Origin of the sequence: Streptomyces sp. NBC_00466, from assembly GCF_041433995.1 — a bacterium.
Classification (GTDB): Bacteria; Actinomycetota; Actinomycetes; order Streptomycetales; family Streptomycetaceae; genus Streptomyces.
On sequence record NZ_CP107896.1, the window covers coordinates 5,475,595 to 5,490,976 of the forward strand.

At 70.9% G+C, this 15,382-nt stretch carries 13 protein-coding genes; 5 read left to right on the forward strand and 8 right to left on the reverse strand.

Annotated features, from left to right (window positions below; all coding sequences use genetic code 11):
• Positions 1-8: 8 nt before the first annotated feature.
• Genes OG210_RS24605 through OG210_RS24615 form a run of 3 tightly spaced genes read right to left on the reverse strand, consistent with a single transcriptional unit; the run spans position 9 to position 2,932 of the window.
• Positions 9-818, reverse strand: a complete 810-nt coding sequence (locus tag OG210_RS24605) for a thioredoxin domain-containing protein (protein ID WP_328325584.1) — start codon at positions 816-818, stop codon at positions 9-11.
• Positions 819-869: 51 nt separating this feature from the next.
• Positions 870-1,553 carry a hypothetical protein gene (locus OG210_RS24610; protein WP_371538699.1) on the reverse strand — a complete coding sequence of 228 codons (684 nt, stop codon included), beginning with the start codon at positions 1,551-1,553 and terminating at the stop codon, positions 870-872.
• 53 nt (positions 1,554-1,606) lie between these two features.
• On the reverse strand, positions 1,607-2,932 hold the full coding sequence (locus tag OG210_RS24615) for a DUF2252 domain-containing protein (RefSeq protein ID WP_371540468.1): 1,326 nt from the start codon (positions 2,930-2,932) through the stop codon (positions 1,607-1,609).
• Between the two features lie 146 nt (positions 2,933-3,078).
• Between OG210_RS24615 and dnaE the strand changes: the two genes are divergently transcribed.
• Positions 3,079-6,615 carry a DNA polymerase III subunit alpha gene (dnaE, locus tag OG210_RS24620; RefSeq protein WP_328325582.1) on the forward strand — a complete coding sequence of 1,179 codons (3,537 nt, stop codon included), beginning with the start codon at positions 3,079-3,081 and terminating at the stop codon, positions 6,613-6,615.
• A gap of 75 nt (positions 6,616-6,690) precedes the next feature.
• Here the strand turns inward: dnaE and OG210_RS24625 are convergent, their stop codons facing one another.
• The gene (locus OG210_RS24625; RefSeq protein WP_328325581.1) at positions 6,691-6,876 is read right to left on the reverse strand and encodes a hypothetical protein; all 186 of its coding nucleotides are present in this window, start codon (positions 6,874-6,876) and stop codon (positions 6,691-6,693) included.
• Between the two features lie 238 nt (positions 6,877-7,114).
• Here OG210_RS24625 and OG210_RS24630 point away from each other — a divergent pair, with 238 nt between their 5' ends.
• From OG210_RS24630 to OG210_RS24645, 4 genes are all read left to right on the forward strand, one after another.
• Positions 7,115-8,380, forward strand: a complete 1,266-nt coding sequence (locus OG210_RS24630) for an NYN domain-containing protein (RefSeq protein WP_328325580.1) — start codon at positions 7,115-7,117, stop codon at positions 8,378-8,380.
• A gap of 99 nt (positions 8,381-8,479) precedes the next feature.
• Positions 8,480-9,451 carry an ABC transporter ATP-binding protein gene (locus tag OG210_RS24635; protein WP_328335378.1) on the forward strand — a complete coding sequence of 324 codons (972 nt, stop codon included), beginning with the start codon at positions 8,480-8,482 and terminating at the stop codon, positions 9,449-9,451.
• 38 nt (positions 9,452-9,489) lie between these two features.
• Complete coding sequence (locus OG210_RS24640; protein ID WP_371540471.1) at positions 9,490-10,335, forward strand: ABC transporter permease; 846 nt, start codon at positions 9,490-9,492, stop codon at positions 10,333-10,335.
• A 34-nt stretch (positions 10,336-10,369) separates the two neighbouring features.
• Entirely contained in the window at positions 10,370-11,059 is a 690-nt protein-coding gene (locus OG210_RS24645; protein WP_328325579.1) for a hypothetical protein, read from the forward strand.
• A 32-nt stretch (positions 11,060-11,091) separates the two neighbouring features.
• Here the strand turns inward: OG210_RS24645 and ybaK are convergent, their stop codons facing one another.
• The 4 genes from ybaK to OG210_RS24665 form a co-directional block, all read right to left on the reverse strand.
• Positions 11,092-11,625, reverse strand: coding sequence for a Cys-tRNA(Pro) deacylase (gene ybaK, locus OG210_RS24650; protein WP_328325578.1), 534 nt, complete (start codon positions 11,623-11,625; stop codon positions 11,092-11,094).
• 16 nt (positions 11,626-11,641) lie between these two features.
• Positions 11,642-12,385 carry an LON peptidase substrate-binding domain-containing protein gene (locus OG210_RS24655; RefSeq protein WP_328325577.1) on the reverse strand — a complete coding sequence of 248 codons (744 nt, stop codon included), beginning with the start codon at positions 12,383-12,385 and terminating at the stop codon, positions 11,642-11,644.
• A 5-nt stretch (positions 12,386-12,390) separates the two neighbouring features.
• Positions 12,391-13,449, reverse strand: coding sequence for a hypothetical protein (locus OG210_RS24660; RefSeq protein ID WP_371538702.1), 1,059 nt, complete (start codon positions 13,447-13,449; stop codon positions 12,391-12,393).
• A gap of 277 nt (positions 13,450-13,726) precedes the next feature.
• A complete protein-coding gene (locus OG210_RS24665) occupies positions 13,727-15,319 on the reverse strand; it encodes an oxidoreductase (RefSeq protein ID WP_328325575.1) in 1,593 nt (530 codons plus the stop codon).
• Positions 15,320-15,382 lie beyond the last annotated feature (63 nt).

Here is a 15,382-nt window from a genome sequence, read left to right on the forward strand (position 1 = left end):
CGTTCGGATCAGGCCTTGAGGGCCTTGTCCAGCGCGGTGTTGAAGTCGGCGACGGTCATGGGCGCGTTGTCACTGCCGGGGGTGGTCAGCTTCTTGCCGTCCATCTTGAGGGTGGGCGTGCCCTGGACCCCGCTCTTGTCGAACTTCGCGGACATCTTCATCGCCCACGCGTCATAGGTGCCGTCGTTGACGGCCTTCTGGAAGGCCTTGTTGTCCTTCAGCTCGGGCACGGTCTGCGCGATCTTGATGAGATACGAGTCGTCCTTGAACGTGTCCGTGGTCTCGTCGGGGTGCCACTTCGCCGAGTACATCGCGGTCTTGTAGTGCTCGAAGGCGGTGGGACTCACGTTGAGCGCGGCGCCCAGAGCGCTCAGACCGTTCTTCGAGCCCTCGCCGCCGTTGTTGTCGATGAACGTGGCACCGATGTACTGGATCTTGAACTTGCCCGCGTCGAGGTCCTTCTGGACCGTCGACCCGACCGTCTGGTCGAACGTCGCGCAGATCGGGCAGCGCGGGTCCTCGTACATCTGCAGCGTCTTCTTGGCGGACGCCTTGCCGACGGTGACCGTGGTGCCGTCCGTGCCCGTGGTGTTCTTCGGCGCGACGACCTTGGCGCTCTTCGCGGCCTCCCAGCCGGAGGGCTTGTTCAGCTGCATGACGCCGTAACCGACGCCCGCGGCGATCGCGAGGACGACGACGATGGACCCGGCGACGACGATCTGCCGGCGGGTCTTGTCCTTCTTCGCCTGGCGCTCGCGCTCGGCGCGCAGCCGCTCGCGGGCCGCTGCCTTGTTGGTCTGGTTGTTGCGTGCACTCATGGTGGGGTTCTCCGTGGGGGACGTGGTCGGGGCAGGACGGAACTGCGTACTTCAGCTCAGGACAGCGGCCGGGTACGGAGGTCCGCGCAGTCCCACGGAGTGCACGAGGAGCAGGGTGCGCGAGGTGCGCGGGCGGTGTGCGGGGAGCGCCCCGTTCCGCACGGAGGTGCAGGCCGCTCCGACGACGGCCACCGCGACGAGCAGCGGCCGGAAGGCGAGGGCGCCGACCGAGCGGGCCACCGATGCCAGCGCGCTCTCGCCGCGCCGCAGCCAGAGCGCGGCCAGCAGCCCGACGGCGACATGCGCGCCGAGCAGCAGCCAGGGCAGTGCCGGGGCCGGTGAGTCGAGCAGCGCCACCGCGTCCTTGCCGGGGCCGGTCACGGAGGCCAGCGGGGTGCCGACCTGGCCGCCGCAGAGCACGTCGACCCCGACCGAGCGCAGGGCGCCCGCGACGGGGCCGCCCGACGGGCCGTAACAGACATGCTGGCCGGTGGTGAAGACGGTGTCGGCGGCGAGTTCGAGCGGAATGAGCACACCCGCGATCGCCCCGAAACCCCGCTCGCGGCCGGCCAGCGCGAAGGCCACGGTGAAGACGGCGGCGGCGAGTGCCGCCACGGTGACCGGCGGCAGCGGGACCTGCGAGAGGAGCACATGGGACGCAGCGGAGAGGGTCACGACCAGCGCTGTGAAAAGCGCCGCGCGAACCGCTCTGAGCTGCGTCCCTGATATGTCCATCGGCCCCGAGTGTGCCATGGGCGCAGGTAAGAGACCCTTAAAGGTTCCTGAGACTAGAGACCAGGAATCTGCCCATTACGGAACAATTCCACGAATATCGCGTGGTCACGGCGGGTCTGGGCCCCGTACGTGTGCGCGAAGTCCACCAGCATCTTGGCGAAGCCGTCCTCGTCGGCAGCGATGGCCGCGTCGATGGCGCGCTCCGTCGAGAACGGCACCAGTGAGTGGCCGCTCTCGTCGTCCGCCGCCGCGTGCATGGTGGCCGTGGCCCGGCCGAGGTCGGCGACGACCGCCGCGATCTCCTCGGGGTCGTCCAGGTCCGACCAGTCGAGATCCACCGCGTACGGCGAGACCTCCGCCACCAGCTGCCCGGCCCCGTCCAGCTCCGTCCAGCCGAGCCACGGGTCGGCGTGTGCCTGCAGGGCGCGCTGCGAGATCACCGTGCGATGGCCCTCGTGCCGGAAGTACCCGCGGACCGCCGGGTCCGTGATGTGCCGGGAGACCGCCGGGGTCTGCCCCTGCTTCATGTAGATGATCACGTCGTTCTCCAGGGCGTCGCTGTGGCCCTCCAGGAGAATGTTGTACGAGGGCAGCCCGGCCGAGCCGATCCCGATGCCCCTGCGGCCCACGACGTCCTTCACCCGGTACGAGTCGGGGCGGCCCAGGCTCTCCTCGGGCAGCGTCTCCAGATAGCCGTCGAAGGCGGCGAGGATCTTGTACCGCGTCGCGGCGTCGAGCTCGACCGCACTGCTGTCGGCGGTGAAGCGGCGCTCGTGGTCGCGGATCTCCGTCATCGAGCCGAGGAGCGCGAACCTGGTGCGCGACCTGGCCGCGCGCAGCGCGCCGAGCAGCGGCCCCTCCGCGGTGTCCAGCGTGAACGGGGGTACGTCGTCGTCCTGGGCGCCGGACGCCAGGACCCGGATGCGCTCGCGGTAGGCGACGGCATAGGTCTCCACGAGACCGGTGATCTGGTCGTCGCTGAGCGCCTTGGCGTGGCCGAGCAGGGCGAGCGAGGCCGCGAAGCGCTGGACGTCCCAGGTGAAGGGGCCCACATAGGCCTCGTCGAAGTCGTTCACATTGAAGATCAGCCGGCCGTTGGCGTCCAGATAGGTGCCGAAGTTCTCCGCGTGCAGATCGCCGTGCACCCAGACCCGGCCGGTCCGCTCGTCCAGATACGGACCGCCCTCCGTGCTCTCGCCCAGGTCCTCGTAGAAGAGGCAGGCCGCACCCCGGTAGAAGGCGAAGGCCGAGGCCGCCATCTTCCGGAACTTGACCCGGAAGGCAGCCGGATCGGCGGCCAGGAGCTCGCCGAACGCGGTGCCGAAAACGGCGAGAATCTGCTCGCCGCGCTCCTCGGAGCTGGGCTGCGGGACCGACATCGCGGGTGCCTCCAGGTGCATCACATAAGGGACAGCTGTTCCAACGGGCTCAACGCACGGAGCCACCCGGGAGTGCCCCGCGGCTGTCGGTGGGCCGACGTAGACTCCAACGCTGTTCCCTCACTCGTCCCGCAGGAGGCATCCCCGTGACCAAGCCGCCTTTCACGCACCTTCACGTCCACACGCAGTACTCCATGCTGGACGGTGCCGCGCGGCTCAAGGACATGTTCGAGGCCTGCAACGAGATGGGCATGTCGCACATCGCCATGTCCGACCACGGCAACCTCCACGGGGCGTACGACTTCTTCCATTCGGCGAAGAAGGCGGGCGTGACGCCGATCATCGGCATCGAGGCGTACGTCGCCCCGGAGTCCCGGCGGAACAAGCGCAAGGTCAAGTGGGGCCAGCCGCATCAGAAGCGGGACGATGTGTCCGGTTCGGGTGGTTACACGCACAAGACGATCTGGGCGGCGAACAGCACGGGCCTGCACAACCTCTTCAAGCTGTCGTCCGACGCGTACGCCGAGGGCTGGCTGCAGAAGTGGCCGCGCATGGACAAGGAGACGATCTCCCAGTGGTCCGAGGGCCTGATCGCGTCCACCGGCTGCCCGTCGGGCGAGGTGCAGACCCGGCTGCGGCTCGGGCAGTTCGACGAGGCGATGCAGGCGGCGTCCGACTACAAGGACATCTTCGGTGAGGGCCGGTACTTCCTGGAGCTGATGGACCACGGCATCGAGATCGAACGCCGGGTCCGCGACGGCCTGGTGGAGATCGGCCAGAAGCTCGGCATCCCGCCGCTGGTGACGAACGACTCGCACTACACCTACGCGCACGAGGCGAGCGCGCACGACGCCCTGCTCTGCATCCAGACCGGCAAGAACCTCTCGGACCCGGACCGCTTCCGCTTCGACGGGACCGGCTACTACCTCAAGACGACCGACGAGATGTACGCCATCGACTCGTCGGACGCCTGGCAGCAGGGGTGCGCCAACACCCTCCTGGTCGCCGAGCAGATCGACACCAGCGGCATGTTCGAAAAGCGCGACCTGATGCCGAAGTTCGACATCCCGGACGGCTACACCGAGATCACCTGGTTCCAGGAAGAGGTCCGGGTCGGCATGGAGCGCCGGTACCCGGGAGGTGTCCCCGAGGACCGCCAGAAGCAGGCGGCGTACGAGATGGACATCATCATCCAGATGGGGTTCCCGGGGTACTTCCTCGTCGTGGCCGACTTCATCATGTGGGCCAAGAACAACGGCATCGCGGTCGGCCCCGGCCGTGGCTCGGCGGCCGGTTCGATCGTGTCGTACGCCATGGGCATCACCGACCTCGACCCGATCACGCACGGGCTGATCTTCGAGCGGTTCCTCAACCCCGAGCGCGTCTCCATGCCCGATGTCGACATCGACTTCGACGAGCGCAGGCGCGTCGAGGTGATCCGGTACGTGACCGAGAAGTACGGCGCCGACAAGGTCGCCATGATCGGCACCTACGGAAAGATCAAGGCCAAGAACGCGATCAAGGATTCCGCGCGCGTCCTCGGCTACCCGTACGCGATGGGTGACCGCCTCACCAAGGCGATGCCCGCCGACGTCCTCGGCAAGGGGATCGACCTCAGCGGCATCACCGACCCCAAGCACCCCCGTTACAGCGAGGCGGGCGAGATCCGGGGGATGTACGAGAACGAACCGGACGTCAAGAAGGTCATCGACACCGCCACCGGCGTCGAGGGCCTGGTCCGGCAGATGGGTGTGCACGCGGCCGGCGTGATCATGTCCAGCGAGCCCATCGTCGACCACGCCCCGGTCTGGGTCAGGCACACGGACAACGTCACCATCACGCAGTGGGACTACCCGCAGTGCGAGTCGCTCGGCCTGCTGAAGATGGACTTCCTGGGCCTGCGCAACCTGACGATCATGGACGACGCCGTCAAGATGGTGAAGGCCAACAAGGGCGTCGACCTGGAGATGCTGTCCCTCCCGCTGGACGACGCCAAGACCTTCGAACTGCTCTGCCGGGGCGACACACTCGGGGTGTTCCAGTTCGACGGCGGCCCGATGCGCTCCCTGCTGCGCCAGATGCAGCCCGACAACTTCGAGGACATTTCCGCCGTCTCGGCCCTGTACCGGCCGGGCCCGATGGGCATGAACTCGCACACGAACTACGCGGAGCGCAAGAACAACCGCCAGGAGATCACCCCGATCCACCCGGAGCTGGAGGAGCCTCTCAAGGAGGTCCTCGGCCTCACCTACGGCCTGATCGTGTACCAGGAGCAGGTGCAGAAGGCCGCCCAGATCGTCGCCGGCTACTCGCTCGGCGAGGCCGACATCCTGCGCCGCGTGATGGGCAAGAAGAAGGCCGACGAACTCGCGAAGAACTTCGTGCTGTTCGAGGCTGGAGCCAAGAAGCAGGGCTTCTCGGACGCGGCGATCAAGGCGCTCTGGGACGTCCTGGTGCCGTTCGCCGGATACGCGTTCAACAAGGCGCACTCCTCCGCGTACGGCCTGGTCACCTACTGGACCGCCTACCTCAAGGCCAACTACCCGGCCGAGTACATGGCGGCGCTGCTCACCTCGGTGCGCGACGACAAGGACAAGTCGGCGATCTACCTCAACGAGTGCCGCCGCATGGGCATCAAGGTGCTGCCGCCCAATGTGAACGAGTCCGAGTCCAACTTCGCCGCCCAGGGCGACGACGTGATCCTCTTCGGCCTCTCCGCGGTCCGCAACGTCGGTACGAACGTGGTGGAGTCGATCATCCGCTCCCGCAAGGCCAAGGGGAAGTACAGCTCCTTCCCCGACTACCTCGACAAGGTCGAGGCCGTGGCCTGCAACAAGCGCACCACCGAATCGCTCATCAAGGCGGGCGCATTCGACGAGATGGGACACACCCGCAAGGGCCTCACCGCGCACTTCGAGCCGATGATCGACAACGTGGTCGCGGTCAAGCGCAAGGAGGCTGAGGGGCAGTTCGACCTCTTCGGCGGCGGCGAGGAGGACAGCTCCGAGCCGGGCTTCGGGCTCGACGTGGAGTTCTCCGACATCGAGTGGGAGAAGTCGTATCTGCTCGCGCAGGAGCGGGAGATGCTCGGTCTCTACGTCTCCGACCACCCGCTCTTCGGTCTGGAGCATGTGCTCTCGGACAAGAGCGACGCCGCCATCGCCGCGCTCACCGGCGGGGAGCACTCGGATGGCGCGGTGGTCACCATCGGCGGCATCATCTCCGGCCTCCAGCGCAAGATGACCAAGCAGGGCAACGCCTGGGCCATCGCGACCGTCGAGGACCTCGCGGGCACCATCGAGTGCATGTTCTTCCCGGCCACCTACCAGTTGGTGTCGACCCAGCTGGTCGAGGACACCGTGGTGTTCGTCAAGGGCCGTCTCGACAAGCGCGAGGACATCCCGCGGCTGGTCGCGATGGAACTCCAGGTCCCCGACCTGTCGTCCGCCGGGACCAACGCCCCGGTGACGATCACCATCCCCACCGTGAAGGTCACCCCGCCGATGGTCAGCAGGCTCGGCGAGATCCTCTCCCACCACCGGGGCAACTCCGAGGTACGGATCAAGCTTCAGGGCTCCCGCAAGACCACGGTGCTCCGGCTCGACCGGCACCGGGTGCAGCCCGACCCGGCGCTCTTCGGCGATCTGAAGGTGCTGCTGGGCCCGTCCTGTCTGGCGGGCTGACACCGGCCCGGACCGGGGACCGCTTGAGGGGCGCGCTGTGCACGGCGCGCCCCTCGAACATCATTACGGCGAAGATCAGTTGTGGCCGAAGCGCTTCTGGTGCTTACGTGCGACATCTGACGGGCTGCCCTGCGGCATCGACTGCTGGGACTCACTCTGCGACTCGTACGAGCTGGACCGGGCGTCCTGGCTGCCGCGCTCCGCGGCGGACGAGCGGTCCTGCTGACTGTCGTGCTTATGACGGTTCTTGTGCTTGGCCATGGTGATGCCTCCTTGAGGGGGACTAGGGGCCAGGGCCGCGACCAGATTCACATATCGCACAGACTGCCGCATTTTGGATCATTACCGTGCGTAATGAAGGCTTGTCCCGCGCCACTTCGGACCAACTTCGCGCTGCGCCACGCCGATGATCGAGTTCCGGCCGTTAACCCCCGCGCGGTCGGGCAGACTCGAAGGAAACCCGAAGTACTTCCCCTTCTCCCGAGGTACCCGAAAGAGGGTGGATCGCGTGGACCGCTGCGTCGTCCTGGTGGACGCCGGATACCTGCTGGGAGCCGCTGCGAGTCTCCTCGCAGGAGAACCTGCCCGCTCCCGCATCACTGTCGACCACGCGGCGCTCATCCAGGGCCTGCGCGAGCGCGCCGAGGGCGACACGGAGCAACCGCTGCTGCGGATCTACTGGTTCGACGGCGCCCCCGACCGGGTGCCACAGCCCGAACACCGCAGGCTGCGGGTGATGCCCCGGGTGACCGTCCGGCTGGGCGCACTGACCAGGAGCGACGGCCGCTGGGCGCAGAAGGGCGTCGACGCCGCGATGCACGCCGAGCTCACCGAACTGGCCAGAAATCGCGCCTGTTCGGACATCGTGCTGGTCACCGGCGACGGAGATCTGCTGCCCGGCCTGATGTCCGCGAAGGAGCACGGCGTGGCCGTGCACCTGTGGGCGGTGCAGGCGGGCGACGGGGACTACAACCAGTCCGAGGACCTGGTCGCCGAGGCCGACGAACGCCGGGTGCTGGACCGGGCCTGGATCACCAAGGCCGTACGGGCCAAGGAGACCGGCGGGGTCTGCGCACCGGCGTCGGCGTCCCGCCCGGAGATCGCCGCGATCCTCTCCGCCCCGCTCCCGGAGTCGGCGCTCGCCGCGTCGGCCGAGCGGGCCGCACAGGCCGCGGCCGTGCACAACGTCACGGCATCGGGCCCCGCCACCGAGCAGCCGACCGATGAGGAGCGGGCACACGCGGCGGCTGCGGCCAGAGGGGGCGTCCCCACGCCCAAGGACCTCGCGGGCCTGCGCGGCCCCGGAGCGCAGCCCGCCCAGCAGCCGGCGAACGCGACGCTGCGCTGGTCGTCCGAGCGCGGCTGGATCGAGCGCCCCGGCGGCCAGACCGGTGAACCCGCGGAGACCGCTTCGCTGCCGACGCTCGCCCAGGTCACCACCGCGGAGCAGCGGTGGGCGGACCGCGAGGAGGACATCACCACGGTCGGCGGCGACCCCTTCGAGGTGGGGCAGGTCTTCGCCAGGCGGTGGATGGAGCGGCTGCCGGACCCCGGGCATGTGCAGAAGCTGTCCGGGATGTACCCGCGGATCCCGCACCGGATCGACGGTGAGCTGCTGCGGTACGCGGCCCGGTTCGGGCTGCTCGCCCACAAGGACGACCAGATCGACGAGCACGACCGGTACGCGATCAGGGCCGGGTTCTGGCGGGAGATCGACGTACGGGCCGCTGAGCCCGCGCCCGCGGGGGAGCAGACCGGGCGCTGAGGCGCGCCGACGGCCCCTGCCGGAAGCGGGCGCAACCGGCCCCGGCGCCCTTCCGGGCCGCCCAACCCCGTAGGCTCGTCCCTCGTGAGTACGGGCAATGTGTGCGTGGTGCGCGAGCTGGTGAAGACGTACCCGGCCGCGCGCGGCAGACGGGGGACTCCCGCCACGCCCGAGGTGCGGGCCACCGACGGGATCTCCCTGACCGTGCGCCGCGGCGAGATCTTCGGACTGCTCGGACCCAACGGCGCCGGCAAGTCCACCCTCGTACGCCAGCTCACCGGGCTGATGCGGCCCGACTCCGGCCGGGTCGAGGTGCTCGGCCACGATCTCGTACGCCATCCCGAACGCGCCGCGCGGCTGCTCGGCTATCTGGGCCAGGAGTCCACCGCACTCGACGAACTGACCGTCGCCCTCGCGGCGGAGACCACCGGCCGGCTGCGCGGGCTCTCCGTGCCGGACGCCCGCCGGGAGCGGGACGCCGTGCTGGAGGAGCTGGGGATCACCGAGCTCGCCGGGCGGCCGCTCAGGAAGCTCTCAGGCGGCCAGCGGCGGCTCGCCTGTTTCGCCGCGACGCTCGTCGGTGAGCGCTCGCTGCTCGTCCTGGACGAGCCCACCACCGGGATGGACCCCGTCGCGCGGCGCGCCGTGTGGGCCGCGGTCGACCGGCGGCGGGCCGAGCGCGGCGCGACCGTCCTGCTGGTCACCCACAACGTCATCGAGGCCGAGACCGTACTGGACCGGGTCGCCGTCATCGAACGCGGCCGGGTGATCGCCTGCGACACCCCGGCCGGGCTGAAGGCCCAGGTCGCGGGCGAGGTCCGGGTCGAGCTGGTCTGGCGGGAGCGGGCGCCGCTCGACATCCCGGAGGTCGCCGCGCTGCGCGAGTCCGCGCAGGAGTCCGGGCGCCGCTGGCTGCTGCGGCTGGCACCCGACGAGGCACGGGCAGCCGTCGCCACGGTGACCGGCGGGCCCGCCTTCGCCGCACTCGACGACTTCACGCTGTCCACACCGAGCCTGGAGGACGTGTACATGGCGCTGGGCGGCCGTACCAAGGGGCTGGTGAAGGCGTGACCGCAGTGGTCTCCGCGCAGTCGCAGCCGTACCCGGAGATCCCGCCGCGCGGCGAGTCCCGCACCTCGGACGGCTCCGGCGCCCAGGACGGCCCGTCCGGTGCCGCCGACGACGGCGCGGTCACCGAGGCCGAGCCGCTCGCGCCGCGCGCCCGGCTGCTGCCCGCGCTCGCCGCTGTCTACCGGGCCCAGCTGTCGCGGGCCCGGGTGGCACGCATCCCGCTGCTCTTCGTGGCGACGTTCCAGTCCGTCGGGATCATGATCCTGATGCGCGGGGTTGTCGACGGCGGCGACGAGGCCCGCGCCGTGGTGGCGGGCTCGGCCGTTCTGGTCGTGGCGTTCGTCGCGCTCAATCTGCTCGCGCAGTACTTCGGGCAGCTGCGCGCCAGCGGTGGACTCGACCACTACGCCACCCTGCCGGTGCCTCCCGCCTCCGTGGTGCTCGGGACGGCCGGGGCGTACGCCTCCTTCACGGTGCCCGGCACGGTCGTCACCGCCGTCGTCGGTTCCGTGCTCTTCCAGCTGCCGCTGGCACATCTGTGGGTGCTCGCCGCTGTCGTCCCGCTCGCGGGAGCGGCGCTCGCCGGGCTCGGCGCCGCCCTCGGGCTGCTCGCGCCGCGCCAGGAACTCGCCACCCTGCTCGGGCAACTCGGGATGTCCGCCGCGCTGCTGCTGGGCGTGCTCCCGGCCGGCCGGCTGCCCGAGCCGATCGCGTACGCCCGCGACCTGCTGCCGTCCACCTACGGGGTCGAGGCGCTGGCCCGTACCTTCGGCGACCACCCGGACTGGTCTGCGGTCGGCGCCGACCTCGCTGTCTGCGCGGCGGTCGGAGTCGTCTCGCTGGCCGTGGCGACCTGGGCCTACCGGCGGGCGGCGGTCCGGTGAGGCGGCACACAGGGCCGCCTGGCACGATGGCAGAGTGACCGCGCCACTGACACCTCCGCACCAGCCGCCGAACGACGACCCGTGGCAGAAGGGTCCTTCGGGAGCCACCCCCTGGCCGGGTCCGGAGCAGGCAGCCGACGACGGCCCCGGGCTCCGTACCGAGCTGGTGCAGGCCGCGGTCGTAGCCGTCGTACTGACGGTCCTGGGGGTCCTGCTCGGCCTGCTGTGGATGTGGCTCGCGCCGCGCGTTCCGCTGATCTCCGACGGCAAGGCCGTCTACCTCAAGAACTCGGAGGGCGAGCAGGCGATCGGCGGGGATGGCACGTTCGCGCTGCTCGGGCTGGCGTTCGGCGTGGTGAGCGCGGCCGCCGTCTTCCTCTTCCGCAGGCGCGGCGGGGTGCCGCTGGTCCTCGCACTCGCCGTCGGCGGCCTGCTCGGTTCGCTGCTCGCCTGGCGTGTCGGGATCTGGCTCGGCCCGTCGCAGGACGTGGTCGCGGCCGCGAAGCACGCGGGTAACGGCGTCACCTTCGACGCACCGCTGAAGCTGGCCGCGAAGGGCGCGCTGCTCGCGTGGCCGGTGGCGGCGATGATCATTCACCTGGGGGTGACCGCCGTGTTCGGACCGCGCGACCCGGAGCCGGAGTGGACTCCGCCGTCCTCGCCCGTCACGCTGCCTCCGCCGTCGTACGAGGACCCCGCTCCGGAGCCGGGCGAACGGCGCTAGGGCTGCCGCGGCACTAGCGCCGCCCGCCCGGATCAGGCCGGGTCCGGATCCAGCCGGGATCCCTGGGCGGCCCGCCCCACCGCGGCCAGCAACGCCCCGGTGAGCCCGGCCAGGTCCGCCGGGGACAGCTCCACCTCCAGCCCCCTGCGCCCCGCCGACACGCAGATGGTCCCGTGCGCCGACGCCGACGCGTCCAGCACCGTACGGAGGCGCTTGCGCTGGCCCAGGGGGGAGATGCCGCCCAGGACATACCCCGTGGTGCGTTCCGCCACGGCCGGGTCCGCCATCGTGGCGCGCTTGCCGCCCACCGCGGCGGCCAGGGCCTTGAGGTCCAGGCTGCCTGCGACCGGAACGACGGCCACGGTCAGTTCGCCGTCCACATCGGCCACCAGCGTCTTGAAGACCCGGTCGGGGGCGACCCCGAGCGCCTCGGCCGCCTCCCCGCCGTAGGAGGCGGCGGCCGGGTCGTGCTCGTAGGTGTGCAGCGTGTACGCCGTGCCTGCCGCGGTCAGCGCCGCCGTGGCGGGCGTGCCGCCCGACTGCTTCTTCTTCGCCTTCTTCGCCACGTGCGCGCTCCTCGGGTCAGTTGAGGTGGGTCGGGGCCCGGGTCAGGTCCGTGGCGGGCAGCGACGGCAGATGCCGGATCACCGCGGTCTCCGACCGCAGCAGCTTCAGCTCCTCGCGCAGCCGGGTCGCGATGTCCGGCGCTTCGAGCAGCTTCTGCTTGGCGGGCACATCGAGCACGGCGGCAGCCGCGACCAGGTACGAGACCACCGAGGGCTCGTCGGGAAGCTCGGCCCCCGTGGTGAGCGAGCGTTCGCGCGCACCGGCCAGCCGCTTCTGATAGGCGCGGAAGGCGCGCAGCACACCCTCCGCGAGTGCGCCCGCGTCGTCCCCGGCTTCCTCGGGCAGTTCCTCGACCTCGGCGGTCAGATACGGGCCGCTCGCGTCCAGCGAGTGGATCCGCACCCGCGCGGTGCCGGTTGCGAGCACCTCGAAGCTGCCGTCGTCGCGCTCACGGATCGTCGCCGCGTCGGCGATGCAGCCGATGTGGTGCAGGGCGGTGGCCGGGTCGTCGCCGAAACCGGCGGCCGGGCCCGGCTCGGGCAGCGCGGCGCGGCCGGGCAGTCCGGGCAGCGTGGGCGCCACCTCGGAACCGTCGCGGATGGCGACGACGGCGAAGCGCCGTGGCTCGGCCTCGTCGTCCACCTTGAGCAGGTCGCGCATCATGGCGCGATAACGCTCCTCGAAGATGTTCAGAGGCAGCACGAGGCCCGGGAACAGCACCGTGTTCAGCGGGAACAGAGGGAGGCGCGCGGTGGTCACAGCGGTCAAGCGTAATGGCCGCGGCCGCGGGCGCGCCCCGTCCCGTCCCGCCGCGCGCCCCCCGGGGCGGCCAGCAGGCGTGCCGCGCCGCGCAGTTCGAGGAACCGGCCCAGTGGATCGTCACTCAGCCGGGCCCACGGGAACGAGGTCACGTCCGGGCCGATCAGCCGGAACTGCTCCACCGCGTCGGCCCACCTCTCCCGGCTGACCAGCACGTACACCAGCAGATTCCGGATCTCCGCGAGCAGCGCGTCGCCCGGCCCGTACCCGGCGGACAGCGCGATGGCGCGGTCTGCGGCCCCGTCGATCCGCTCCCGGACGGCGGCCGGCTGCCCGCCGCCGGCGAGGTACGCGAACGCAGCCCGTACCGGCAGTGCCCGCACCAGCGATCCGGGCGGTGCGTCGTCGGCGGCCTGCTCCGCGAAGTCGAAGCACTCGGGGTGCGAGCCGTGCCACTGCGCCGACAGGTAGCGCAGGGCGGCCACATGGCAGCCGTAGTGCCACGGGGAGCGGCGCAGCGCCTGCTCCCAGAGGGATTCGAAGCCGGTGTGCGTGGCGTGCACACCGCGGGCGTGGTCCAGGGCGATGCGCCACGGCACCGGGTCCCGGGGATCGCCGTCGGCCGCCGCGTCGACCAGCGGGCGGATCTCCCGCAGCAGTTCGGCCCGGGCGGGGGAGTCCCAGGCCCTGAGAACCGCGAGGCCGGCCGCGAGGAGCAGCGCGTCCGGATCGTGCGGCGAGGCCGCGAGCCAGCCGGAGAGCCACTCGTCTCTGCTCAACGCGAAGGCGGCGAGCCGGGTGAGGTAGCGGTCGCGGTCCTCCCACCCGGACGTGGCGCGGGTGGCGGCCAGCAGTCCGGCCGCCGGCCCGTGGTCCCCCTCGGCCGCCGCCACGAGCACCGGCGCCAGCCGGGCGTCGGGGACGTCGAGCAGCACCTCGTCGTCGCGGTGGTCGGCCGCCCCGGCGGCGGGCCGGAGCGGCGAGCGGCGCCCCGTCCCGGCCAGGGAGCGCAGCGAACGCAGGGGCATGGTGCGGAGGGAGGGCAGAGACGTAATGAGGGACATGGTGCGGACCATTGAAAACCGCAGGTGAGGAGGGCGCCAGGGGCAGGACGTGAAGCTTTCGTATCGGGGTGATGGTTGTACGCGGGGTGGTCAAGGAGCGGTAAAGAGGTGGAGCGGTAAAGAGGTAAGGGGGCGGACCGGACTTCCCGGACGCGGGGACGTGTCCGCGGGACTGCCCGGACGTTGGGGACGTGTCCGCGGGACTTCCCGGACGCGGAGCTGTCCGCCGTGGGCTCCACCGCCCCGGACGGCACGCACCGCCACCGCGCCCGGCCCGTCAGCTCCGGCGCAGCAGACGCGTGGCGCCCGTCGCGACCGTCGTGGCCAGGATCCAGCCGAGCACGATCAGCGCGGCGGCCGCCCACTGCCAGCCGCCGCACAGCTTCCAGTAGCCGTCCTGGCCGAGGTTGACCACCGGGATCAGCAGGTCCAGCGCGTAGAGCGCCGCGTTCCACTGCGGATGCCCGTCCCGGCTCATCGGCTCCGGTCGGTAGCGCGAGAACGCGACCGTGCCCGCCGCCCACAGCACCGCCATCCAGAGCGCGGCCCGGCCCGGCCGGTAGCCGTACGCCACCGTCCAGTCCTGGAGGTACCCCCACACCTTGGCCGCCAGCGGCAGCGTCTCGCGGCGTCTGCGCTGCTTCGCCAGCAGCACCTCGCGGGCGTCCGCGTCCTCACCGCTGTTGCGCAGCACCGACGCCAGCCGTTCGTACGGCTCCGGCGCGTACTCCGGAGTCGCCGCCGTCACCCACTCCAGCCGCTGCTCCAGCGGGAAGCTGCCGACCGGGATGAGGTTCTCGTAACTGAAGCCCCCCATCGCCAGACCGCCGGGGCCCGGCCAGCTGGCCGACATGTCGACCAGATTGACCACCTTGGCACCCGAGAGCACCACCCGGCCCTGCTCGGGGCGGTCCCCGAGGAACCGCAGCTCGGGGGTCTGGATGCGGCGCAGCGACAGCTCCTGGTCGCGATGCATACGGAACTTCGCACTCCGCAGGTCGAGTGCGTCCCCGAACCGCCCGTCGTCCAGCCGTATCCCGCCGACACACTCGAAAGGCTGAAGTCTCGTCCCATAGGGCGGTGTCGGTCCGGTGCCGTACGGGGGAGTGGTGCCGCCGCCGTCCGGTGCCACCCCGGCCGCCGACAGGTAGAGCGTGCGCTCCACGGAGAGCTGTGGCGCGTTCAGCGCCCGCCGGCCGTCCGGATTGAGCAGCCGGCTGCCGTTGAAGCTCAGCGAGACCCCGATCCGCGCCGAGCGCAGACTCACCTCGCCGTGCGACTCGATCATCTCGGCCTGCAGGTCCTGCGCCACGTACAGCCCGTCGGCCGCGATGGAGCGGCCCTTGCGGTCCGGGTGCACCACGATCATGTTGATCAGCAGATCCGTGCCGATCTGCGCGTCGGTCAGCCGGATACCGCCCGCCACCCGGCAGCGCGGCAGATGCAGATCGCCCTCGCTGTGCAGCCGGGCCGCCTCAAGACGCGGCATCGCGCAGCCGACCATCCGGACCGTGGTGACCCGGCACTCCGGCAGGAGTACCTCGTCCTCGAACCGGCAGCCGGTCAGCTCCACGTACGGCTTGACCGTGCCGCCCGCGAGATCCAGTGCGCCGGTGATCTGCACCCCGGTCAGCTTGAGCGAGGAGACCCGGCCCGCCAGCGCCGGCGGCCCGCTGAGCAGCAGCAGAGCCACCACGCGCGCACGGACCGTGCGCTCGGGGCCCCAGGTGCGGGCCGAGAGCGGATTGTCCATAACCGGGTTGCGGGTGCGCAGATCGTACGTACTGCCGTTGCGGAAGGCCTCCCACATGCCCAGCTCGGCGCCGGTCAGCCAGTCGGGCGCATGCTCGTCGTGCTGCGCCTCTGTCACTGCCGCCCCTCCCTGCCCACGAGTGATGAAGTGAACGCTAGCGGTCACCGACAGGGGGCCAGT

Bases quoted from the DNA above. Each gene is read 5' to 3' on its own strand.
- OG210_RS24605 (WP_328325584.1), bottom strand. From the start codon at position 818: ATGAGTGCACGCAACAACCAGACCAACAAGGCAGCGGCCCGCGAGCGG.
- OG210_RS24610 (WP_371538699.1), bottom strand. From the start codon at position 1,553: ATGGACATATCAGGGACGCAGCTCAGAGCGGTTCGCGCGGCGCTTTTC.
- OG210_RS24615 (WP_371540468.1), bottom strand. From the start codon at position 2,932: ATGTCGGTCCCGCAGCCCAGCTCCGAGGAGCGCGGCGAGCAGATTCTC.
- OG210_RS24625 (WP_328325581.1), bottom strand. From the start codon at position 6,876: ATGGCCAAGCACAAGAACCGTCATAAGCACGACAGTCAGCAGGACCGC.
- OG210_RS24660 (WP_371538702.1), bottom strand. From the start codon at position 13,449: ATGTCCCTCATTACGTCTCTGCCCTCCCTCCGCACCATGCCCCTGCGT.